The organism is Enterobacter sp. K510, from assembly GCF_055804875.1.
This window is the reverse complement of record NZ_JBNRLQ010000001.1, coordinates 29888-54097: the sequence shown is the minus strand read 5'-3', so window position 1 is coordinate 54097 and position 24210 is coordinate 29888. Positions and strand designations below refer to the sequence as shown.

Here is a 24210-nt window from a genome sequence, read left to right as displayed (position 1 = left end):
TTGTTTAAAAATCGACGACTCAAGAAAAGGGGGATTAATCCTAAAGACCGCAGATTGCGCCTCAGGACTATCCCCAAATCTGGTAGGAGGAGGTAAAACCAGCCTGCACAGGTGAAATAAGAAGCGGCTTAAGCAAGTTTTGGCAGCAGGTTGAGGGTATTGCCGAACCAGCAAAGGATCACCACCAGGCCAAATAAAATCACCAGCCCAGGAATGATTTTTCCGCCCCACACCGTGAATTGCTGTTGCGGGAATTTTTGCCGTGATTTCAGCGCCAGACAGGCCGGGACTATTACCGCCCAGATGGTGGCGCACAGGCCAGCGCCGCCGATGCCATAAATAAAGCCGTTCGGGAAGATCAGATAGAGCGCGCAGGGCGGCAGAAAAGTTAACAGCAGGGTTTTAAAGCGTCCGCCGGGAGAATTATCCATCTTGAAGAGATCGGCCAGGTAATCAAACAGCCCCAGCGTCACGCCAAAAAATGAACTGGCGACGGCGAGGTTGGAAAACACCAGCAAACAAAACTCAATGGTGCCGTTCTGCTTCGTGCCTAAAAAGGATTTCACCAGCGAATCGACGTTGCCGCCGGAGGCGATAATGCCTTTAAAATCTGCGCGCGGGATGTTGCCCATGGTGCAGTACAGCCAGAATAAATAGATGAACAGCGCCAAAAGCGAACCAAAGACCAGACTTTTAACCAGCTTATCTTTGCGTTTGCCATAGCAAATTATCAGGCTGGGAATATTGCCGTGAAAGCCAAAAGAGGCGAGGCAAACCGGTATCGCCATAAAAATATAGGGGAAGTAACCGGCTGAATGGTCGGCAACGTTACTGACATCGCGCAGAATGGAATAATCCACCTGAAAGAAAAAGGAGCCAAACACCACCACGAAGGCGATAATTTTTATGCCGAGAAACAGTGAGGTGATGCGGCTGGCCGCCAGCGAGCTGAACCATAATACGCAGGCGACAAACAGCGCAGTACCGATGCCAATGGCGCGGGCGTTCACCTCATGTCCGGATTGCATGGCGAGGGTTTCACTGATGATGGCACCGTTGGCTGAGATATACGCGTAGGTCAGAATATAAAGCACAAAGGCCACGGTGATCCCGCTGAACAGATTCCAGCGGCTGCCCAGCAGATCTTTGGTAATGGTATTGAAACTCGCGCCGACGGGATAATTGAGATTCGCTTCCAATAACAGCAGCCCGGAATGCAGCATGGAAAACCAGGCGATGATCAGAATGAACGTCCCCCAGAAAAACCACGCCCCGGCGAGATCGACAGGTAACGCAAACATCCCCCCGCCAATGACGGTTCCCGCTATCACCATGATCCCCCAGAAGGAGGAGTGTTTTGCCTCATATTTATCGTCCATGATGACCACTTGCCCGGATGTATTCATATTATGATCGCCCATAATTTATTATGAAAACGCAGTGCACAGTCAGCAGCGGGCTACAGGGATGCTGTAGCCCGGCGCGTTGCGGGAAGGAATATCAGACTTCTTTTAATTTCGCGGTAAAGTGACGTAATACTTTGGGTTCATAAGTGAAGGTTAAGCCTTTTATATTGGGCGCGTTTTCTTTCACATGCTGGAAGGCTTCGATAATAAAATCCATATGCGATTGCGTATAGGTGGCGCGTGGAATGGTCAGACGCAGTAGTTCAGCCGGGCAGGGTAATTGTTTACCGGTTTTAGGATCGCGGCCTAATAAGAAGGAGCCAATTTCCACTGCGCGGATCCCTGCCACTTTATATAATTCGCAGGCCAGCGCCTGTGCCGGGAACTGTTCTGCCGGAATATGCGGTAATAGTTTACCCGCATCCACAAAGGCGGCGTGTCCCCCGGCCTGCTGGCAGGTAACGCCGATGGCTTCCAGGCCGTCCACCAGATACTGTACCTGTTTGATACGGTAGGCCAGCCAGTCCTGATTCATGCCGTCAGTCAGGCCAACCGCCAGGCGTTCCATTGCGCCGCCTTCTAACCCGCCGTAGGTGGGGAAACCTTCCTGCACCACGCAGATCGTCCGGCATTCGGTATAGACATCAAGGAAGCTGTCGTCCTTAATGCATAACAGCCCGCCCATCGGCACCATGGCATCTTTTTTTGCCGACATGGCGAGCATATCCGCATATTTATAGGTTTCGCGGGTAATGTCTTCAACCGACCAGTCGCGGTATTCCGCTTCACGTTGCTGAATAAACCAGGCATTTTCCGCAAAGCGCGCCGAGTCCATCACTACCGGAATATCGTATTTACGGGCAATGGCGTACATGGCTTTTAAGTTGGCGATGGACACCGGCTGGCCGCCAGCGGAGTTACAGGTAATGGTGGCGACAATATAGGGAACGTTAGCGGGCCCCACTTCCTGAATGCCTTTTTCCAGTCCGTCCAGGTCAAAGTCGCCTTTGAAATCGCAGCGGGCGGAGGTATCAAACGCCTCTTTGATATAAACATTGCGCACGGTACAACCATTAATTTGGCTGTGGCCCTGAGTGGTATCAAAGAAATAGTTAGAGAAGGCCACCATTTTGCTGCGGTCGAGCCCTTTTTCCTGCTCACGTTTTTTGATCAATACCGGAATATAAATCTGCTCAGCGCCGCGCCCCTGATGGGTGGGAATGGTGTGCTGATAGCCAAAAATATTTTTTACCGCTTCCGCCAGCGCATAATAACTTCTGCTGCCGCTGTAGGCTTCATCGCCCCGCAGCATGGCGGCCTGCATATTCTGCGTGACCGCGCCGGTGCCGCTGTCGGTCAGCAGATCGATAAACACATCTTCGCTGTCCAGCAGAAAGGGATTCATGCCCGATTTAAGAATGGCCTGTTCCCGATGTTCGCGGGTGGTGCGTTTTACCGGTTCAATAACGCGGATGCGGAAAGGTTCAGGTAAGTGTTGAAAATTGTTCATTGTTCAATCCTGTATTTATGGCGATGCTAATGCCTGCGCTTTAATTATGCGCAGACATGACGGAGCGCTGCCGGATAAAGGGCGCGGCCTCGGATAAGATTTATTCAGAATATGCCGGACACACACGCAGCAGACGGATCTATCCTGCGCGGTAAGTCATGGCAAAAAAGGAGGGATTAAGGGCGGTGATTGACAATAACGGTATCGAGGTTAAACCACTTTGCGGTCATATATGTGAAATTTAAGATAATCATAGTTTATCAACTCACATTAAACATGATACTACAGTATTACATCCGCATCCTTTGTCCACGGCGGGATTTATTAATTGTGAGTTGTCTCACGATTGCTTTTTGCGGCGTTTACGGGGAGGCAGTCGTAGTTTCCTGATCATGAATATCCTTAACAGCATGGGATAAAAGAACATTTAAGCCTTAAGGCTTAATGCTAATGTTCCGGCATAGCACCATAGGGGCAGTGTTTAAAACGACAGTCGGGTTTTTTTGTGCAGCCATGAATAAACGGCTCGGTATTTCCTGGGCACTGGATATTATTGCTGAAGGACGCCCACAGCGAGGGTGAGAAGGGAAAAGCATGAATGACGTTGATATCGCGCTTACGGTCGTTAGCAACGATGCCGAAAGCGGTAGTGGATAAGGTGTTGCCTTTGTGCAAAAAATAATCTCCGCGATACCATAAGATGAGATTTAAATTCCGCACGCCAGATACAACTGCGAATGCCGTTCCCGTTTTGGGACACGCGAGAGCCTGTTTAACAAACCATTCCATATTAAGTAAATTCTCCATAACTTATTTCGAGCCAGTTAGGTAAGCTCTTAGGATTATTCTTTTATCCCACGCGCCAAGGATAACGACTGAGCGTTCAGTGTCGAGGGTGCTTTAATAAACATTCCTAAGCTGACAAAATAAATGTTTCTATATGTTTCCTTGCAAAAGATAGTTTAATAATCAGTCGGAAAGTTGAAAGCAGGGCATAATTGGCGGTTTACACTAAACTTTTATCCACTTAAGCAGATAAAAGGAGCGCTTATGAAGTTATGGCCTGTAGTGACTGGTGTGGCGATTGCGTTGACGCTGGTCGCCTGTAAATCTCCCACGCCGCCAAAAGGCGTACAGCCCATTAGCGGTTTTGACGCCAGCCGCTATCTTGGCAAATGGTATGAAGTCGCCCGTCTGGAAAACCGCTTCGAACGTGGACTGGAGCAGGTCACCGCGAACTACAGCAAGCGCAGCGACGGCGGGATCCGCGTGCTCAACCGGGGATACGATCCGGTGAAGAAAGAGTGGAATAAGAGCGAAGGGAAAGCTTATTTCACCGGTGCGCCGGATACCGCCGCGCTGAAAGTGTCGTTCTTCGGCCCCTTCTATGGCGGCTATAACGTGATCAAGCTGGATGATAAGTATCAGTATGCGCTGGTCAGCGGCCCGAACCGCGACTACCTGTGGATCCTCTCGCGCACGCCAACCCTTCCGGAAGCAGTGAAGCAGGATTATCTGAAGACCGCCCGCGAGCTGGGATTCAGGGTGGATCAGCTGGTGTGGGTGAAGCAGTAGCCTTCTGTTCTGAAGCAGATCCTGCGCAACGGCTTAAGTAAGATCTGCCATCACCTTGCGCAGGACGTCCTTCAACCAGATCAGCGCCATATCCTTGTCGCACCGCTTATGCCACAGCAGCGAAAGGGCAATTTCCGGTGTTTCCACCGGAACGGGACTGCACCCTAATCCGTAATGCGTCACCCAGTCGTCTGCAAGCCCGGACGGAACTGTGGCTAACGCTGGTATGCGCGCCAGCAAAGGCGGGAGTGAGGAAAAGTGTGGTGTCACATAGCGAACCGAACGCGCTTTACCCAGGGCTGCCAGCTGGTCATCCACCGCGCTCGAGGTTGCCCCGCGATAGGAAACCAGCACATGGTCATGTGCCACGTAGTTTTCCAGCGTCAGCGGCGCCTGCAGGGAAAGCTGTTCAGGATGCCAGAGCGTACAGAAATGATGTGACACAATCTTTTCACGGCGCAGCGTAGCGGGCGTGCTCTCGCCAACCGAAATGGCAAGATCGACTTCTCCGCGCGCGACGAGTTCAGCATCCCGGAAGGGATCGCTGGCCGTGACCTGAAGAGTAACGCCTGGCGCATCGCGGGTGATACGCGCCTGCAATTCCGGCATCAACCAGCGCTCAACCCAGTCGCTCATCCCAAGACGAAAAACATGCGTTGCCCCGGCTGGCGTAAATGACGCTGGCTGAAAAAGCACGTTCTGCATCTGTTCCATTAAAGGACCCAGCTCAGCGATCAGCGCTTCGGCACGCGGCGTTGGCTCCATGCCACGTGCCGTGCGTACAAACAGTGGATCGTCGAACATGCCACGTAAGCGCACCAGCGCATTGCTGACCGCAGGCTGACCAAGATGCAGCTTTTCTGCCGCGCGGGACACGCTGCCTTCGCGCTTCAGCACCAGCAGCACTGTTAACAGATTCAGATCGATACGATGAAAATCATTTTCATTGATAGTGAACATTACTTTAATCAATTTGAGTGATGTTTATTGCCTGAGGATACTGTGAACCACGTTCTGGTGATACTTTTTAGGAAGGTTTTTGATGAAAATTGTACTGACGCTGGTCGCTTCACTTCTTTTTTCCGGTCCGCTAGTGGCCGCTGAACAAACTACCGCCCTGGATCAACAGGCGCCGGGCTATTACCGGATGATGCTGGGAAAAGTGCGCATAACCGCCGTATCTGACGGCACGGTGGATGTTCCCCTGAACACACTGTTAACCCATATCTCTCCGGAAAAACTGCGTAATGCCATGGATAAAGATGCAATGACGCCGCAGGCCGAGACATCAATTAATGCCTACGTCATCGATGATGGTAAAACACGTGTTCTGGTGGATACCGGTGCCGGGGAGCTTTTCGGACACAACGGCGGACATCTGCTGACCAATCTGGCCGCGGCGGGTTATCCGGCGGAGACGATTGATACCGTACTGCTGACCCACATTCATGCGGATCACTCGGGCGGCGTCTCCCGGGCGGGCAAACCTGCTTTTCCAAATGCGGAAGTGTACGTGGATAAAAGAGACGTCGATTTCTGGCTTGATCCGGCTAACGAAAACAAGGTTGAGGCCAGTCAGGGGCATACTTTTGCTGAATCCGAGCGCACCCTGCGCCCGGTCATCAAAGCGGGGCGGTTGAAGACCTTCCTGGCACCGGCCATATTACCGGGCGGAATACGGGCGGAGTCTACTGCAGGTCATACGCCGGGGAGCGTGCTTTATCGCGTGGAAAGTGAAGGCCAGACGTTGGTGCTGTGGGGCGACATTATTCACGCGAAAGCGGTGCAGATGCCCGATCCGCACGTGGCAATTCATTTTGACGTCAACCAACAGCAGGCTATCGCCACACGTGAAAAAATACTCAAGCAGGCTGCGGATCAGGGTTACTGGGTGGCCGCCGCGCATATCTCTTTTCCGGGGTTAGGACATGTACAGCATGATGGTAGCGGCTATCGCTGGGTGCCGGGGAATTACACGACCCGACTCGGGCGCCAGGAGTAGTTGAGGAAATGGGGTGTTGAGGAAACGGGGAAAAGCGCATATCGCTTTTGAATCAGCGTTATACGTAAGAATGTTAGGCTTAGTTACTTGTTGCTAAGCGTTTGAATGCAAAAAAGCCCGCGTTAGCGGGCTTTCAGGACTTCATCTCAGGCTCTGGTGACCATCAACAAAGAATTTTGGTGGGCTGGCGGGAGTTGAACCCGCGTCCGAATAATCCTTAACCAATTGAATATTAATACTTTCTATCTTTTAAAAGTACTCAAGTGCATTTTACGTGCATATCTTGGTACCTCTAACGTCCTGATTCTGTCCAATATTTTGAAATGTTTAGGATAAAAAATTGCGATGTTAGGCAAAAAAAAGACCGCTTTCGCGATCTTTATTTTCGATTTCTGCCGTACTTCCTCTTTGCCTTTCTATTGCTTACCGGCTTCGCCTCACGGTTGTTATCAACTTTCTCGTGTATGTCCATATTGAACCAAGACGCATGTGATACTTCATTGAGTGGAAAAATGATACTGGTGTCAACATCCTCAAGGTCATTGTAGTCGTTTGAGAACAGCACTCTGAGCGTATCTTTATCCCTGTATCCCGACATGATGGGACTAATCGAAATTTCGAGGTTTGGTCCTTGTTTTTCGTTGGGCTCGCTTATCATATTAACGGTACCAACATAGACCTTTCGACACTTTAGGCTTACCAACACAGGCCTGTCTTCGGTCGCCGAATCGAAAAACAACTGTCCAAGCGAACCATCAGAAAGCAATTTCCCCAACTCATTTAACCTAATGACTTGCTTTGAAAAGCTGATGCTCACGTCATCTTTTGGTTCGTGAGTGATTAGCCAAGCAGCAATGTAAATGCGAAGCCGGCAGTATTGCAACCACAGCCATGCAAGACCCACCGTTGTCACTGATAGCAGAATGAGCCATGAGGTTATACGATTTTCTTTGGGGTCGGAACTGCTATCAATGAGATGAGATAGCCATGTAGCAAAGGTCAAGCCAGGGGCAAGGTACTTGATCGAATAGGCAACGATGACGGCCGCAAGGCATGCATAGAAACCGTACGTGGCCACCTTCATATAAAGAAGCTGGCCATCGTATCGGTGTAATCGGAAGAAAAGTTTGATGTTATGAGGCGAAGTTACTAGCAAAGAACCACTGACTAACAGCGGTATGATCAGTAATGCAAACATTAGTTAATCGTCGCTATCCTTAGTGTTAGCTTTGGCAGCGGCCACGGCCTCTGCATCCTGTTCTATAAACTTACGCGCAGCTTTTCTAAGGCGATTAATTTTTTCAGGATTTGCTGAACCGTCAACGATTACAGCACCCCGACCAACAACTTTAATGTTCTTCACACCCGATTTGTTCAAGCGCTCAGCCATCGCTTGTCCGCCTTTGACAAAGCCACTCAAACCAAACATCTTCATGACCAGTTCTGACATAAAGACCTCCTTTTGTTGATCTCAAATGCTCCGTTTGAGATTCCTAGACCCCGAATGAAAAAGGGCGCGGGATTGTAGCATAACCTATACAGAGGTTAAAAGTAGCCCGTTCATTCCTACAACTTTGACCACGCAGAAGGTGCCAAGTTCACTTATAACATAGATGCCAGTTGCAAGGCTTGGCAAGCCAAAAAGTGCGACAGGCTATAGGATTACAGTATCAGGGGCACGGAAATCTACATTAGCTACTGCTTGGTAAATGATGGCTTTGAAGTTGATGGAAAAGTTAACACTGACAAGAAAGGAAGCAGCAAAACTTCTGGGCATCTCAACTGCCGCAGTGACTCAGTGGGTTCTTGAAGGCAGGCTCAAAGCCTACCGGGTCAGCGATAGGCCCAAGTCACCGTACTTGTTTACAAAAGAGGATTGTCAGGCTGCTTTGTTAGCTGTGGAGGTCGAACCTACCAAGCTCAGAGAAAAAGAGCGAAAGGTTGAAGCTGAGGTGGCGTTCACTCGACGCCAGAAAGATGTGAATAAAAAATTGCGCCGGATGCTTGGTATGCCTGAAAAAGATTGAAAAAACCCGGCACGGTGGCCGGGGTGGTTCTATTTTACTAATCTTAAACCCGTTTTTTTGTTAATGGAATAAAGCTGTTCTATTTCATTGTAATATATAGAAAATACTTGCGACAATTCGCCTTCGTCATAATCAAGCTCTTGCTTGACGTGGTCAAATATCTCTTTTAACAATGTTGGCTTTTCACTGTCAGAAGATAATTGTACTGGTTCATTGAGCCTGTATCCGCGTGCAGACATCTGACGCCAGATATATTCATTTTGTCCCTGTTTTAAATAGCCTAAAGTCTTAGCTCTAAAAATTAAGGAGGCCATTGAGGTTCTCCAATAAGGCTTCAGGGTCGCAGCTTTTTCAATACTCATATCACGAAGATAAGGAGATATGTCACGTGCAGGCATTAAAAATTCTGCTGCAAAAGCATCAGCCTCGCTCTCCATGTTTGGATTAGGCGATTTGTGCATGACTAAATGACCAAGCTCGTGCGCTAGTGTAAAACGATATCTGTCAAGGGGCTGATTTCTGTTGATGAAAATAATCGGAGGTAATCCTGGAAGATTGTAGCTAACTCCAGATAAGCCAGTATCATCCATGTCACACTCGATTATTAAGCATCCAGCCCGTTCTAGAACTTCGATCAAGTTTTTCACCGGACCTGCCGGCATATACCAACTTTTTCGGGTATTTCTTGCAATTTCAGTTGCATCACCGTTGTAGTCATCAGGATCATAAGAAGGTAATTCAAACTCTGGTTCAAAATCAACGAACTGAAGAAGTTTTCTAATGTGAGCTATTCGTACATTAATTTCTGCTATGAGGCGATCTAAGACCTTTATCCCCACAGATGCTTTTTTTCTATACATTGGAGCCGCGCTGATTGGCCCACCGTATAAGCGTTCAGACATCGTAAAGAAACTTAGTGGGCATGATAATGCCTCCGAAAGTTTCTGAGCTTGTTCTGGCGTTACAGCTTTAAGTCCCTGTTCTATCTTCGAAAGGGTTCCTTGGGACATTCCCACTTTTTCTGATAAAACTTTTTGGCTGATTCCAAGCATTCTGCGGCGAAGCTCGATCATCTCATTTCTAATCAAAGAGAGAGATTCAGGAATTTGTGCCATCTTTGTTTACCACGTTTTCTTTTGCATGTTTGCGAGGTTTGATAACTTTTTTAGCGACAGTTTTAGCTGGCTCAATTGTGCTTGGTTCAAATGTCTGAGGAATTTCAGTAACATTATCAGCTTCAATATCTATTGCCCAAGCGACAAATTTGTCCTTTCTTTGAACAATTGCAATTTTGTCAATGTTAATCCCATCATCGTCTAAAACATACAGCAATTCTAAGCGCACCTCTCCGCCAAACATATCAATCTCTGGGTCATGATATTTCATAGCTGATTGAGTCTGAAGGTTGGAGGAAAGGAAGTTAGAGTCTGCCTTTTTAAACTTAATGAAGAATCTATCATTAACTGCAAATCCTTGATTGTAAGGTATTTTTGCAAACTTAATGCCGTTGTATTCACCCGTGGAAAGTTCTTTTATCATCTCGAAAAAATAATCATTCCATACGAGATTTGCACGGACGCGCTTGTGCTGCATGCGAGGTGCTATAGGACCCGTAACCCAAGAGTTCCATGCGGCATGTACAGCTTTTCGCAACAGAGGGAAATAGGGTTCAAGTTCCAGCAACGCTTCTTCTTTAGAGATAAGTGACATAACTCGCACTCTGTTATTGATAATAATGATTAGAGTACCATCAACAACAAATATGACAACAAAATATTCCTAAAAATATTCCATAATTATTAAGTCATTGAATTTAAATATTATTTAACCAATGCGCGGACTCTTCAAACATAGCCCCTCAGCATGCGGTTCAGCTTTTCCCGATCGTTTTTTGCTGGCATCGGTATTCAAGCCGTTCGCCTGCATCGGTTTCACCTTCACTTCGGCATCAGGGAAAATCTGGTGCACTCGCTTCTTCAGTTCAGCCAAGATGATCTCTCTGGCCCCTTCAAGTCCCTCAACATTACGCTTTTCATAAATCAGTTCAACGAATATAAAAGCCCCGGGTAAGTACTGTATTTACATGCAGTATTTTGCTATAAAAATAAACAGTATCAAGGTGAGCGGAGCGCGCGGATGGGATGTGTTTTTGTTACCCTTAGTTACAAATAGAAAAACCCCAGACCGTTAAATCTGGGGTTCTTTTATAGTGCACGTGCATTGCACGTGCATATTTTTGTCTTTTCTCGGTCTGCCTGCTGTCTGGTCAGTGTCCGTAAGTGGCTGTTTTTATTGCCGTCTTCCGGTTGCAGTCCTATCAAAAGTGGTGGAGCTGGCGGGAGTTGAACCCGCGTCCGAAATTCCTACATCCTCGGTACTACATGCTTAGTCTGTCTTTACATTCACCTGCCAGCTGCGAACAGACACGCCACTGACAAACTAGCCTGATTAGTTTTAACGCTTCAACCCCAGGCAGGGCATCCACGCGATCTCTTTTGGGTTTGACCTCTCTTGATCCCCGTCCTAAGAGCGGAGGCTAGGGAGAGAGGGCTCTTAGCAGGTTATTAAGCTGCTAAAGCGTAGTTTTCGTCGTTTGCGACTATTTTTTTGCGGCTTTTTACGAGGCAAACCGCCCCTCGGCATGCACCTTGGGTTTCGCAAATCCCGTCGAATCCAGAATCAGCCCCAATGTGTTGAACAGAGTATAACAGATTTTTGACCCAGCACACCACTCCATAAGTCTGTCGGACGCTGGAGACGCGCGTTCGCTCAAAGTGTGAACAGCACGGTAGTGACAGAGTGTAAGCAGCGCTTCATCCGTCTGAAGCGCTCCTGAATATTAAATAATAAATGACGGTAATCATCATAATAAGAGAATACAGGATATATTCTAATTTAATTTTTAGCTTCACATTGCATTATTCAAATTCTAAGTAATCACTTCAGTGTTCATTTAAGCAGGGCTTAACATTTATTTTAGTGGCTGAGGATATATCCTGTTTTTCAAAAAAATATGTATGAATTTGTGATATTGGAATTTGCCTATTACGAAAAAGTGATTATATATTTTAAGCAGATGATTTTCGTGGTTCTGCAATGGATGAAAAATCAAGCCCAGTAAAATCAACGCTTTGCCTCATAAATCGCTCCAGAAAACCATACCGAGCCCAATTCTGCCAGATAACTTTGGCTGCCATTGGCTTACCCAAAATAAATACGTAAGTGCGTGACATAAGGCACTTGCTGCAAGAGGAATATAATATGGCGCCGAAAAATGGCCTTCCCGGAAACGTTGATATTATAAATCAAAAGACCGGCGATATCGTGATGGAATATCCGCAAAACGCCGATCGCGTCGTTAATCTCTCGCAGACAAGTATTGTGCGCGTAAATGCTTCTCCCGCCTCGGTAAACTTTTACGAGCGCGAAGGCAATGACCTGATCGTCCATATGAAAGATGGCTCTACGGTTCGCTATCAGCGCTTCTTTTTCCTTGATGAAAATGGTCTGCACAGTGAACTGGTGTTTGAGGATGATCTCGGTGCGCACCACGCAGTGTTCCCGTTTGCCGCCGAAGCCGGACCAATGACCGCTGAAGCCATTGTCCCGGCGATGTCAGAGGTCGCAGTCGACTCGTTGATTGGCGCAGGCGGTATTTCAGCGCTGGCGGTACTGGGTGGGCTGGCTGCCGTAGGGGGTATTGTAGGTATTGCTGCCGCTTCCGGTGGCGGCGGCGGTGGCGGTGGTGGGGATAACGACAATAACAATGGCGGCACCACACCGCCGGACGGTGGCGGTACGACTCCCCCTGATGGCGGCGGCACCACTCCTCCGGACGGCGGCGGAACCACTCCGCCTGACGGCGGCGGCACCACTCCGCCGGATGGCGGCGGTACGACTCCCCCTGACGGCGGCGGTACCACACCTCCTGATGGCGGCGGTACCACGCCCGGGACGTCAACCCTCACAGTGGAACCCCTGGCTGAGGATAACCTGCTCAATCAGCTACTGGTGGCGCGCAATCAGGTGCTGAGCGGTTCGACTGAGGCGGCGAACGCCGGTAGTGTCATTACGATCATGTGGGACGACAACGTCTGGACCACGACGGTCAATCCGGATGGATCCTGGTCATTTATGTTCCCGCCGGAGGTGCTGCAAAGCCTTTCCCAGGGGCCGGGCACGCTGCGCGTACGGCTGCTTGATTTCAGGGGACGCACCGTTGAAACATCAATGGATGTGATGGTGGATACTGTTCCGCCTGTGCTGGACACGGTGCCGTTCGTACCGAACCAGGTATTTGACAGTTCCCAGCTTGGCGGGGATAAAATCCTGCGCGGCTATGCAGAGGCTGCTGATGAAGGCAGCACCGTTTTAATTACCCTTAATGGTAAAAATTACTTCGCCATCGTCGACAGTAACGGCAACTGGCAAACCACTATTCCGCTGGCTGCTCTTCAGGCGCTGAGCGATGGCGAAAGCTACACCATCAGCTACGAAATCACCGATCTGGCGGGTAACGTTACCACCGGCAGCAGCGACTTCACGGTCAATCTCACCGCACCGGCTATCAGCGTTAACCCGCTCACTGGCGATGATGTCCTGAACGGCGCAGAGGTCCAGCTGGATCAAACGCTCTCCGGCAACACGCAAAATATCGCCGCCGGGCAGACGGTCACTATTACCCTTGGCGGACAAACCTGGTATGCGGTGGTGCAGGGCGACGGCAGCTGGAGCGTAACGCTGCCCTCAGGCGATCTGCTGGCGCTTGCCAATGGCAGCAACACCATCACCGTCAGCGTGGTGGATAAAAATAACCAGACGATTACCAGCAATCATCCGATCACGGTTGATACCGCACAGACCGGCATTGCTATCGCCATCGTCTCCACCGATGACTACCTGAATGCGGCGGAAGTGACCCAGCCGCTGGAGGTGCGCGGCGTCACTACCGTATTTGGACCAGCGGTGTCAGTGCTGGTGGAATTTAACGGCAAAGTTTACGACGCCGTGGTGGATAGCGCCGGTAACTGGAGTGCCGTGATCCCCCCTGAAGATCTGGCTGAGCTGAAAGACGGCCCGCGCGAAATCACCGCCACCGTTACGCTCGGAACAGAAAACGCATCCGACTCCCATATTCTGAACGTGGCGGTTAACCATGTTCCGCAACCTTCGCTGAACACGCCCTTTGCCGACGGTATACTGAGCGCAGGCGAGCGGGATGTGGCGCAGACGATCGGGGGCAATACCGGCATCAGCGGGCCGGGGCAAAAAGTCTCGGTGCTGCTTGGCGGTAAAACCTATACAGCCACCGTCGACAGTGACGGCAACTGGGCGATCACCGTGCCGCCTGCCGATCTGCAAACCCTGCCGCAGGGAACGGTATCGATGACGGTCAACGCGTCGGATGCGGCGGGCAATACCGCAACGCTGCCGGGCAGCGCCATTGTCGATACCCTGGCGCCGGATCTGGCGGTGCTGCCGGTTGCCGGTAGCGGACGTCTGGGCCTCGAAGATATGAATACCGCACAGGTGCTGAGCGGTATCTCATCGGTGGAGGAAGCCGGGCGTCCGGTTACCGTGGTGCTGAACAATAAAACCTACACCACAACGGTGGGCAGCGACGGCAACTGGAGCGTCACCCTGCCGTCTGACGATCTTAAGCTACTGGCCGATGGCGCGAATTTAGCCACCGTCACCCTGACGGACGCCGCCGGTAACCCCCGTGTCATTGAGCAAACCATCAATGTCAAAACCACGCCGCCGACCGCCACCGTCACCTCCTTTGCCGGTAATAACGGGCTGGACGCGGCAGAAATTAAAACCGACCAGTTACTGCGCGGTACCACGACCGATGCCGAGCCGGGCAGCCGGGTAGTGGTGACGCTGGGCGGTAATACGTACCAGTCTGTGGTGGCCAGCGACGGTAGCTGGACGGTACTGATCCCGTCCGGCACGCTCTATCAGCTGACGCCGGGGGAAAACCCGGTGCAGATCAGCGTCACCGATATTTACGGCCAGACAACGAACAGCATCTATCCGGTGACGGTGGACAGCGCCCCGACGGCGGTGGCGATCAGCATCATCTCCGGCAATGACTATATTGGCGTGCAGGAAGCAGCGGGCGTGGTGACCATCAACGGTACCAGCGCCGGTCTGCCGCTCAACACCGAGGTGCAGGTGCTGGTGAACGGCGTGACCTATCCTGGTTTTGTCGATGCTAACGGCAACTGGAGTATTACGCTGGCCCCGGGCGCGCTCTCCGGATCGGCGGATGGTCCGCTGACCATCACGGCGAGCGCCGTGGTTAACGGCGTGACGGTGAGCGATACCCATACGGTTAATCTCATCCTCAATGCGCTGCCGCAGGCAAACAATGACCCGCTGTTTGGCGATGGCGTGCTGAACGGCGCGGAAATTCAGCAGAACCAGACCCTGACCGGGGAAACCGGCGTCACCGGGCCGGGGCAGACGGTCAGCGTCAATCTTGGCGGTAACACTTATACCGGCACGGTGAATGAGAACGGGCAGTGGAGCGTGACCATTCCGTCCGGCGCGCTGGACAGCTTAACCAATACCGATTCGCCGCTGCCGGTGACGGTAACGGTGACTGATATTGCCGGTAACACCGCCACCAGCACGCCGATCAACGTCAACATTGATGTTGAACCGCCGGTGCTGAGTTTTGATCCTTTTGCCACTAACGACACGCTTAACCTGGCGGAAGCGGGCGCGACCCAGACGCTCTCCGGCGTCGCCAGCGGCGCGGGCGCAGACCAGCCGGTCACTGTTGTGCTTAACGGCCAGACCTACACCACCACGACAGGCGCGAACGGCGTATGGTCTGTCGATATTCCGTCTTCGGCGCTACAGGCGCTGCCGGACGGGCAGGCGACCTTTACCGTTACCGTGACGGATGCGGCGCAAAACAGCACCACCGCCAGCCATAACATCAGCGTGCGCATCGATCCACAGAAACAGCCGCTGCTTACCGTGGATCCGGTCGCCGGGGATAACGTGATTGACGCCGCCGAACGCGGCGAAGCCATTACCCTCACCGGTAAGGTGCTGAACGTTGAAGCAGGCCAGACGGTGACCGTCACCCAGGGGACCTCCAGCTGGACCGGCACCGTGGGCACCGATGGCAGCTGGCAGGTCACCATTCCGCCGGGCGAACTGGCCGGTCTGCTTGACGGTGACTATGCGCTGAGCGTACAGGTCAGCGATTCGGCGGGTAACAGCACCAGCGCTACCCGGCCGTTTACCGTTGACACCACCGTCAGCTCGATCTCCATTGCGCCGCTCACCGGCGACGATCGGGTGAGCCTCAGCGATATTAATAACGCCAGTGGCCTGGTGGTCAGCGGCAGCTCCGTCGGACTGGCGGAAGGAACGCCGATCACGGTGACGCTGAACGGCAAGCTATACGCGGGCGCCGTTGGCGCAGGCGGGGCGTGGAGCGTGACCGTCCCGGCAGAAGAGGCGCGCGCCATCAGCGATGGCACCGCCACCCTCACCGTATCGGCCCAGGACGGCAGCGGCGATGTCGTGAGTAATAGTCATCAGTTCACTATTGTCACCACCACCCTGCCGACCGTTTCCATGAATCAGCCGTTTACCGACGGTATTGTGAACAGCAGCGAAGCGCTGACGGGCGGCACGCTGAGCGGTACGACCGGCGTCAGCGGCGCAGGCCAGCTGGTACAGGTACAGATCGGCTCCGGCGCGCAGGCGCAGACGCTGACAGCCACCGTCGATGCCAGCGGCAACTGGTCGGTGAACGTCCCTTCCACCTTGCTGAACAATTTAACCGACGGCACCGTGCCGGTGGTGATCACCGCTACGGATGGCGTGGGTAACGCGGCGGTGCTGGAGAGCAGCATCCTGGTGGACAAAACGCCGCCGGTACTCACCCTGGGCGATGTGGCGGCCGACGGCACAGTGAATGCCGCCGAAGCGGCAGGACCGATAGTGCTGACCGGCACCGCCACGCCTTACGATCCGGCGCAGCCGCAAACCGTCGTCGTGCAGATTAACGGCCAGACCTATAATGCCCTGATCCAGGCCAACGGCGACTGGAGCGTGACGCTGCCTGCCGGGGCGCTGAGCGGCATCCCGGATGGCCCGGTAAGCATGACGGTCATCGCGACTGACAGCGCAGGCAACAGTGCCGTCATCAAAGAGAGCTTTACCCTCGACGCCTCGCCGGTGAATGCGCCGCAGGTCACCATGAACAGTATCTCGACGGATAACTATGTTAACGCCAGCGAAGCCGGTTCGCCGCTGGTGGTGTCCGGCTCGACGGTGAATGTGGAACAGGGGCAGATCGTTACCGTTACGCTGAATGGCGTTGACTATCCGGCCACCGTGCAGGCCGACGGCAGCTGGAGCGTGGCTGTTCCGGCGACTGACCTGGCGGCGGTGCAGGACGGCGTGCAGCCGATCCGCGTGACCGTCACCGATGCGGCGGGCAACGTCGACGACGCCACGCAGAACGTCACCTTTATCACCCAGCCAGGCAGCCAGCCGACGCTCAGTATCGACAGCGTGGCGGGGGATAATGTTATCAGCGATCCGGAAAGCAGCGGCGCAGTTGCCATTACCGGCGTCTCCACCAATCTGGCGCAGGGCACACTGGTGACGGTGACCCTGGCGCCGGGTGGAGGCAGCTATACCGCCAGCATTGGCGCGGACGGCAGATGGTCGGTGCAGGTGCCCGCCAGCGTGGTCAGCGGGCTGGCGGATCAGACTTATACGGTCACCGCCACCGCCAGCGATGCGGCCAGCAACCCGGCCACCAGCACGCAGCAGGTGCGTGTCGATACCGTCGGGCCGGACATCAATCTGGATCCCAGCTTCCTGTCCGATGGGCTGGTTAACATCAGTGAATCCACCGTCGCCCAGACCCTGAGCGGCACCACCACGCCAGGCTCCATCGTATCGCTGACGATCAACGGTACCCCTGTCGAAACCCGGGCCGATCAGCTGGGTCAGTGGAGCATTGTCATTCCGGCAGAAGAGTTGCAGGCGCTGCCGCAGGGCCCGTCCACGCTGACCCTTACCGCCACGGATCCGGACGGCAACGTTTCCAGCACGCCGCTGCCCATTAATGTGGGCAACACGACGCTGCCTGCCATCACCATCGGCAATACGCTGATGCTGACCGATGGCATGATAAACACCGCAGAAGCGACCGATGTGGGACAGATCACCGGTACGTCATCGGGGCTGCCTGCCGGGGCGACGATCACGCTGTTTATTGGTACCGTGCAGATTGGTACTGCCTCGGTTGGCAGTGATGGCAACTGGACGGCGACCATCGCGCCGGGCACCTTTGACCAGTTTGCTAACGGTCCGTACACCATTACCGCCAGCGCCGCCGATGCCTATGCTAACCCGGCCAGCGGCAATCTGGGGATCGAAGTGGTACGCGCGGCTCCGGATGCGACGTTGCCTGCGACGCTCTTTACTGACGGCACCATCAACCAGCTGGAAGCCAGCACCGGACAGATCCTTACCGGCACCACCGGCCTCACCGGCGGCGGGCAGACCGTGGCGATCACCATTACCGGCAATGGCCTGACTGATCCGATCACGGTTGACGGCGCCGTGGATAATAACGGTAACTGGACGGTACAGCTGCCATCGACGGTCTTAACCGGGCTGAGCGACGGCGCTTACTCCCTGGCGGTGACCGTAACGGATAAAGCCGGCAACAGCGACACCAGCCCGGCTCAGGACTTTGACGTCCGCGCGGATGTGCTGCCGACGCCGACACTGGATACGGCCTTCGGTAATGGCGTGCTGATCAGCAGTGAAGTGGCAGACAGTACGCTCACCGGCACCACCGGGCTGGATAAAGCCAGTATTCAGACCATCCAGGTCAGTATTAATAACGGTCCCTTTATCACCATCACCGACGCGAATATTGGCGCGAACGGCGAGTGGACCCTGCCGGTCAGTGCCGGGACGCTGGGCACATTGCCGGACGGCACCATTCCGGTGAAAATCATCGTCACCGATACGGCGGGAAATATCGTAAATGGCGACGGTAACTTCCAGGCCGTGATCAATAATGTGCCGGAGGTGACGCTGGGCACGCTCTTTACCGATGGCGTGCTGAATAATTCGGAAGCGGCTGCAGGCCAGGTGCTGACCGGCAACACCGGGGTCATTGGTGCAGGGCAGACGGTCACCGTCACCCTGAACGGCGTGCCTTACAATACCGGCGCGACTGTGGATGCAAACGGCCAGTGGAGCGTTACCCTGCCGCCGTCGGCGTTAACCGGCTTAACCAACGGCCAGACGCAGACCGTGGTGGTGACGGTGAGCGATGCCTATGGCAACGTGGATTCCGCCACCCAGACATTTGTGCCGCAGCTGGCATTGCCGACACCGGGCGTGACTAACCTGTTCGGCGGCGATGAGACGCTGAATATCAGCGAGGCGGCAGGCCCGCTGACGCTGACCGGCAGCACGGGTCTGAGCGGCGGCAATCAGTTTGTCACCGTGACCATTGATGTTGACGGCGTCACCTATGTGGCTGATGTCGATCCCGCGGGGCAGTGGACGGTGTCGCTGCCGGCTGGCACCCTGCAGGGGCTGGATCCGGCGACGGCGCACACTATCGTCGTGCGTGCCGAAGATCAGTACGGTAACGTGCAGACCGCCTAGGTGCCATTTGACGTCGCCTTTACCGCGCCGACCGTGACGGTGAACACGCCGATCTTTGGCGATAATTATCTCAACATCAGCGAATCCACCGCGCCGGCCAGCCTGTCGGGCACCTTTACCTCACGGGATCCGGCGGCCACCACGGTACAGGTCACCATCGGCGGTAAAATCTTTGACGCTACCGTCGATCCGCTGACCAACACCTGGACGCTGGCGCTGGACAGCGACAGCTGGATCGGTGTCGATCGCGGTCAGCAGAGCGTTATCGTCACCATCACTGACGATGCCCAGAATACCGGCAACACCAGCACGCCGGTGGTGATCGCCCTTAACCAGCCGACCATTTCGGTGAACGCGCCGTTCGGCAACAGCGATCTCGACTGGACGGAAAGTCAGCAACTGCAAACCCTCACCGGTACCACCAGTAATGTGGAGGTGGGGCGCACCATCACCGTGACGCTGGGGGGGCAGACCTTTACCACCACCGTACAGCCAGGCAATACCTGGGCGCTACAGCTCACGCCGTTGCAGATGGCGACGCTCGCCAACGGCAGTACGACCCTTGAGGCAACGGTGCAGGACATCGCAGGCAACCCGGCCACCACCGGGCCGGTGGGCGTCACCATTGATACCGTACCGCCAGCCTTCAGCGTGACGGTCAACCCGGTGGCGGGCGATAACATTATCAACGCCAGCGAGTTCAGCGCCGGGCCTGCGATCACGGTCAACGGCCAGAGCAATGGGTACCCGGCAGGTACGCTGCTTAACATCACCGTAAATGGCGTGCTGGTGGGAACGGCAACGGTGGACGGCAACAACACCTGGACGACCAGCGTGCCGGTCAGCGCCTTCCCGGACCAGACGAGCTATACCATTGAAGCCACCAGTCAGGCTGCGCCGAACTCCACCTCCTCGGTGGTGGTGCAGGTGGATACGCTCGCCCCGACGCTGACCCTGAATCCGGTGTCCGGTGACGATATTATCAACGCCGCCGAAAGCGGTCAGCCATTGACGCTGGGCGGTACTGCCAGCCTGTCGGAAGCCGGGCGCACGGTGTCGGTGACCCTCAACGGCAAGACTTACTATGCGGTAGTGGGATCGGACGGCAACTGGTCAACGGTGGTACCGCAGGCGGATGTCGCCGCGCTGCCGTCGGGCAGTACGCCGGTGACGGCACAGATCAGCGATGTCGCAGGCAACCCGGCGGTGGACGGCAGGATCCTCAGCGTGCAACGCGATGAGCCGCTGCTGGAGGTCAACGCGCTTAGTGTGCCGGCGGTGCTGAATACCGTGGAAGCCGCCACCGGTATGCTGGTGGCGGGACGCGGCGAGCCGGGGAATACTGTAACAGTGACGCTCGGGCCGCTCAGCTGGAGCAGTACGGTCGATAGTGAAGGTAACTGGAGCCATACCTTCCCGGAACTGGATCTGCGCACGCTGACCGACGGGGCGCAGGTGATTAACATAACCTCCACCGATGCGGCAGGTAATACGTCCAGTAATAATGTCGGGCTGAACGTCGCCCTCAACCAGGGCCTTGGCGTGCTGGTTAACGATGTCTTTGGTACCGATGGCGTGCTGAACGTGGCGGAATCGCTGCTCACGCAGCTGGTGACCGGGCAGGTAAGCGGCGATTATCGCGGCGCGACGGTGAAAGTGACCATCGCCGGGGTGAGCGCCACTATCCCGACCACCACGGTGGGCGCCGATGGCAAATTCAGCATCCAGTTGCCGCCCGATCTGTGGACCGGGCTGACGCAGCAAACCCTGCAATTGCAGGTGGATGTCACCGATATTTACGGTAACTCCACTAATCAGATCATCAACGTCGGCACGGCGCTGACCGATCTGCCGGTGATCGGCGATATCATGGTGGCGGCAGATAACATCATCAACCTGGTCGACAGTACCACCAGCCAGGTAGTGTCGCTGGGTCTGAATAATGCGGCCAACGTCGCGGGCGTGGTGGTCACCATTGCCGGGCGCACCATTCAGGGAACGCAGGATGCGCTGGGGAACTGGATCGCCACGCTGCCGCCGTCGTTACTCGGCGCGCTGCCGGACGGTACCGTAGGGGTTGCGGTCAGCGTAACGGATAAATTTGGCAACGTAGTAAATGGCAGTACCGATCTGACGGTGGCGGTAAAAGCACAGCCTTCTATTGTGCTCGACCCGCTGTTTGGCGACGGTATGCTGAGCATTCCGGAACTGTTAAGCGGGGTGATCAGCGGTACGGCGACCGGACTGAATGGCCGCACCCTGAGCATCAAAGTCGGCGATACCGCAGCATTCACTACCAATGTGGACGGCAACGGGAAATGGTCCGTTGCGCTACCGGAGGCGGTGCAGGCAGCGCTTCAGGGGCTGGGCAGCGGTAACGTGGCGGTAAGCGTGCAGGCGACGGATCAGTACGGCAACAATGCGGCTGTGGGCGCAAACGTGGCGCTGGATCTGCTTGCGCCGGTGCTGAATGCCGTCACCCTGTTTGGCGATGGACTGCTGAACGCCGCCGATGCGCTGCTGACGCAGACCATTACCGGTAGCGTCGGGCAGGCCCCGGTCGGTTCCACGGTGAGCGTGCAGATCGGCACTAAAACCTTCGCCGGTGTGCTGGCGGGTAACGGTACCTTCAGCATTAATGTCAGCGCGGCGGATTTAGCTTCGCTGGCGGACGGCGTGCTGACGCCAGTGATCACCATTCAGACGCCGGATGGCAATACCACCACCACCAATGGCCCGGCCATCAAAGTGGGGCTGACCGGTCTGCCGACGGTGAGCGTCAATACAGGCACGCTGTTTGGCGGCGACGGTTATCTGAGCCGGGCGGAAGCGGATGCAGGCCAGATCATCAGCGGCGTCACCAGTCTTGCCAGCGGCACGGTGACCGTGCGCGTCGGCACTGCCACGCTGACGGGCACCATCAACAACGGCACCTGGTCGGTGAACGTTCCGCCATCCGTATTGCAGGGACTGGCGGATGGTAACGTCACCGTCAGCGCCAGCGTGCGTGATGATGTTGGAAACCCTGGCTCCAGCTCGCAACTGATTAACGCCGTGATCAACGCGCTGCCTTCTGTCAGCCTCAATACGCCGTTCGGCGACGGGAATCTGAGCCTCTCGGATCTGCTGGGTGCGCAGGTGCTTAACGGTACCACCACTAACCTGGCGGCAGGCACTGCCCTGACTGTCACCCTCGGCGGCCTGACCTTCAACACCACCGTCGGCAGTGATGGCTCCTGGCGTTTACCGCTGCCGACCGCCACCCTGCAGGGGCTGACGGACGGTACGTTGTCCGTGGGCGTCACCGCGCGGGATGTGGCGGGTAACGTCGCCACCGATACCAAAAATCTGCTGGTAGCCATCCAGCAGGCGCCGACGCTGGTGATCAACTCACTGTTTGGCGACGGTGGGCTGAACGCGACGGATATTCTCAGCGCCCAGACCATTACCGGCTCGGCGACCAATGCGGTCGGCTCGCTGGTAAACGTGACGCTCGGCAACAAGGTTTACCAGGCGCTGGTCGGATCCGATGGCAACTGGTCGGTCTCGGTGCCGAAAGCCGATCTCAGCGCGTTGCTCGACGGCACCTTGACGGTTAACGCCTCGCTGACCAACCCGGCGGGCAACGTCGCCGGCACCAGCGGACTGCTGAACGTGATCACCCACAGCCTGCCGTCTATTTCGCTGACCTCGCTGTTCGGCAACGATGGCTTCCTGAACGTGGCGGAGTCGAATGGTACGCAGACCATTTCCGGGCGCATCAACGGTGGCATCACCGACGGCTCCCGGGTTGTGGTATCGCTGGGCGGCACCAGCTATAACGCCACGGTGAACCCGGACGGCAGCTGGTCGTTACCGGTCAGCAGCACCGTGCTGAAAGGGTTGACCGGCGGCGCGCTGAAAGTGGGTGTGTCGGTCATTGATAAAGTCGGCAATACCAACAGCACCAGTACGGATGTGACGGTCAAACTGACCACGCCGGAGCTGACCTGGAACCCGCTGGCGACCCTGAACCCGCTGACGCTGCTGACCAAAGGGTTAACCTTAAGCGGCGGTTCGCGCAATCTGGGAGCAAATGCCGTGGTGCATCTGTCGCTGCTCAACGGCACGGTAAGCACCACCGCGATAACGGACGCCAACGGCAACTGGTCCACCACACTGAGCCTCGGTCTGAACATCCTGAACCTGTTGTCGCTCACCAGCGTGGTTAACCTGTACGCCACCGATGCCGCTGGCAACACCGGCTATCTGAACGTCGGCCTGGGCGGGAATATCATCTCCACCACGCCGCCTGCCACTCTGATGGCGCTGGCGGTGGATGACTCCAGCTTTGTGCTGCATTCAGACAGCATCAACACTGTACAGGAGACTGACAGCGCACCGGCCAGCACGCTGACCGCACGCGCTACCGCGACGGCCGCCGCTACCGAAAGTGATAGTACGCTCAACCAGACGGAGGAGGCGGCCTACACTATTGGAGGCGTCAGCATCACCCTGGCGGACGGCACCGAAGCCAGCGGCGACAGCGTGCAGGGCAGCGAGGGCAACGACACCATTCACCTTGCTACTTTGGGCTTTGTACAAATCGACGGCGGCGCAGGCACCGATACGCTGATGCTCGACGGCGTGGATCTGGTACTTAACCTGATCGACGCCGCCACCCGTGTGCACAACATCGAGATCATCGATCTGGGCAAATCGGGCACCAACAGCATCACGCTGGATCTGAACGAGGCGCTGACGGTGACCGATAAACCGGAAGATGACCTGATCATCAAGGGGAGTAAAGGCGACAGCGTGAATCTGGTGCATGGCAACAGCGACATCTGGGCGATCAGCGGCCAGCGGGAGGTGGATGGTATGCAGTTCGACATCTACCACAACAGTTCACAAAGCAACACCTTAGGCGATGTACTGGTGCAGCAGGGTCTGCACGTCAATATGGTCTGATGACCGGATCGCGGCCTCAGGGACGAGGCGAGGGAACGTAAAATATCACCACGGGCAGCCAAAGGTGGA

Annotated in this window: 14 protein-coding genes, 1 other RNA gene and 1 pseudogene; 5 read left to right on the top strand and 11 right to left on the bottom strand. The window is 54.9% G+C overall.

Features of this window, described 5'->3' with window-relative positions; all coding sequences use genetic code 11:
* Nucleotides 1-128: 128 nt before the first annotated feature.
* The 4 genes from tnaB to ACQUTD_RS00220 form a co-directional block, all read right to left on the bottom strand.
* Nucleotides 129-1379: a low affinity tryptophan permease TnaB gene (gene tnaB / locus ACQUTD_RS00235; protein WP_473276616.1), complete on the bottom strand. Its 1251-nt coding sequence runs from the start codon at nt 1377-1379 to the stop codon at nt 129-131.
* A 121-nt stretch (nt 1380-1500) separates the two neighbouring features.
* Nucleotides 1501-2916, bottom strand: a complete 1416-nt coding sequence (gene tnaA / locus ACQUTD_RS00230) for a tryptophanase (protein WP_473276614.1) — start codon at nt 2914-2916, stop codon at nt 1501-1503.
* Between the two features lie 176 nt (nt 2917-3092).
* Complete coding sequence (locus ACQUTD_RS00225; RefSeq protein ID WP_412175883.1) at nt 3093-3146, bottom strand: tryptophanase leader peptide; 54 nt, start codon at nt 3144-3146, stop codon at nt 3093-3095.
* Between the two features lie 217 nt (nt 3147-3363).
* A complete protein-coding gene (locus ACQUTD_RS00220) occupies nt 3364-3705 on the bottom strand; it encodes an anti-adapter protein iraM (protein ID WP_072570074.1) in 342 nt (113 codons plus the stop codon).
* A 261-nt stretch (nt 3706-3966) separates the two neighbouring features.
* On the opposite strand from ACQUTD_RS00220, the gene ACQUTD_RS00215 reads away from it, so the two are divergent.
* The gene (locus tag ACQUTD_RS00215) at nt 3967-4491 is read left to right on the top strand and encodes an outer membrane lipoprotein Blc (protein ID WP_473276612.1); all 525 of its coding nucleotides are present in this window, start codon (nt 3967-3969) and stop codon (nt 4489-4491) included.
* A gap of 33 nt (nt 4492-4524) precedes the next feature.
* On the opposite strand, the gene ACQUTD_RS00210 is transcribed toward ACQUTD_RS00215, so the two are convergent.
* On the bottom strand, nt 4525-5451 hold the full coding sequence (locus ACQUTD_RS00210) for a LysR substrate-binding domain-containing protein (protein WP_473276610.1): 927 nt from the start codon (nt 5449-5451) through the stop codon (nt 4525-4527).
* 82 nt (nt 5452-5533) lie between these two features.
* On the opposite strand from ACQUTD_RS00210, the gene ACQUTD_RS00205 reads away from it, so the two are divergent.
* On the top strand, nt 5534-6493 hold the full coding sequence (locus tag ACQUTD_RS00205; protein WP_473276607.1) for an MBL fold metallo-hydrolase: 960 nt from the start codon (nt 5534-5536) through the stop codon (nt 6491-6493).
* 379 nt (nt 6494-6872) lie between these two features.
* Here ACQUTD_RS00205 and ACQUTD_RS00200 read toward each other — a convergent pair whose 3' ends face one another.
* Nucleotides 6873-7691, bottom strand: a complete 819-nt coding sequence (locus tag ACQUTD_RS00200; protein ID WP_473276605.1) for a hypothetical protein — start codon at nt 7689-7691, stop codon at nt 6873-6875.
* Between the two features lie 3 nt (nt 7692-7694).
* Entirely contained in the window at nt 7695-7943 is a 249-nt protein-coding gene (locus tag ACQUTD_RS00195) for a hypothetical protein (protein ID WP_473276603.1), read from the bottom strand.
* A gap of 259 nt (nt 7944-8202) precedes the next feature.
* Between ACQUTD_RS00195 and ACQUTD_RS00190 the strand changes: the two genes are divergently transcribed.
* Complete coding sequence (locus tag ACQUTD_RS00190) at nt 8203-8520, top strand: helix-turn-helix domain-containing protein (protein ID WP_473276602.1); 318 nt, start codon at nt 8203-8205, stop codon at nt 8518-8520.
* 29 nt (nt 8521-8549) lie between these two features.
* Here ACQUTD_RS00190 and ACQUTD_RS00185 read toward each other — a convergent pair whose 3' ends face one another.
* The 4 genes and pseudogenes from ACQUTD_RS00185 to ssrA form a co-directional block, all read right to left on the bottom strand.
* Nucleotides 8550-9635: an ImmA/IrrE family metallo-endopeptidase gene (locus ACQUTD_RS00185; protein ID WP_473276600.1), complete on the bottom strand. Its 1086-nt coding sequence runs from the start codon at nt 9633-9635 to the stop codon at nt 8550-8552.
* Nucleotides 9619-10230: a hypothetical protein gene (locus tag ACQUTD_RS00180; protein ID WP_473276598.1), complete on the bottom strand. Its 612-nt coding sequence runs from the start codon at nt 10228-10230 to the stop codon at nt 9619-9621. Before ACQUTD_RS00180 ends, ACQUTD_RS00185 begins: the two co-directional genes overlap by 17 nt.
* A gap of 103 nt (nt 10231-10333) precedes the next feature.
* Nucleotides 10334-10575 (bottom strand): annotated as a pseudogene (locus ACQUTD_RS00175) (DinI-like family protein).
* Nucleotides 10576-10844: 269 nt separating this feature from the next.
* Nucleotides 10845-11207, bottom strand: a transfer-messenger RNA (tmRNA) gene (ssrA, locus tag ACQUTD_RS00170).
* A gap of 574 nt (nt 11208-11781) precedes the next feature.
* Between ssrA and ACQUTD_RS00165 the strand changes: the two genes are divergently transcribed.
* Both ACQUTD_RS00165 and ACQUTD_RS00160 read left to right on the top strand, forming a co-directional pair.
* Nucleotides 11782-19191, top strand: coding sequence for an Ig-like domain-containing protein (locus ACQUTD_RS00165; protein WP_473276596.1), 7410 nt, complete (start codon nt 11782-11784; stop codon nt 19189-19191).
* The gene (locus ACQUTD_RS00160; protein ID WP_473276593.1) at nt 19192-24141 is read left to right on the top strand and encodes an Ig-like domain-containing protein; all 4950 of its coding nucleotides are present in this window, start codon (nt 19192-19194) and stop codon (nt 24139-24141) included. It begins immediately after the preceding gene.
* The last annotated feature ends 69 nt before the right edge of the window (nt 24142-24210 follow it).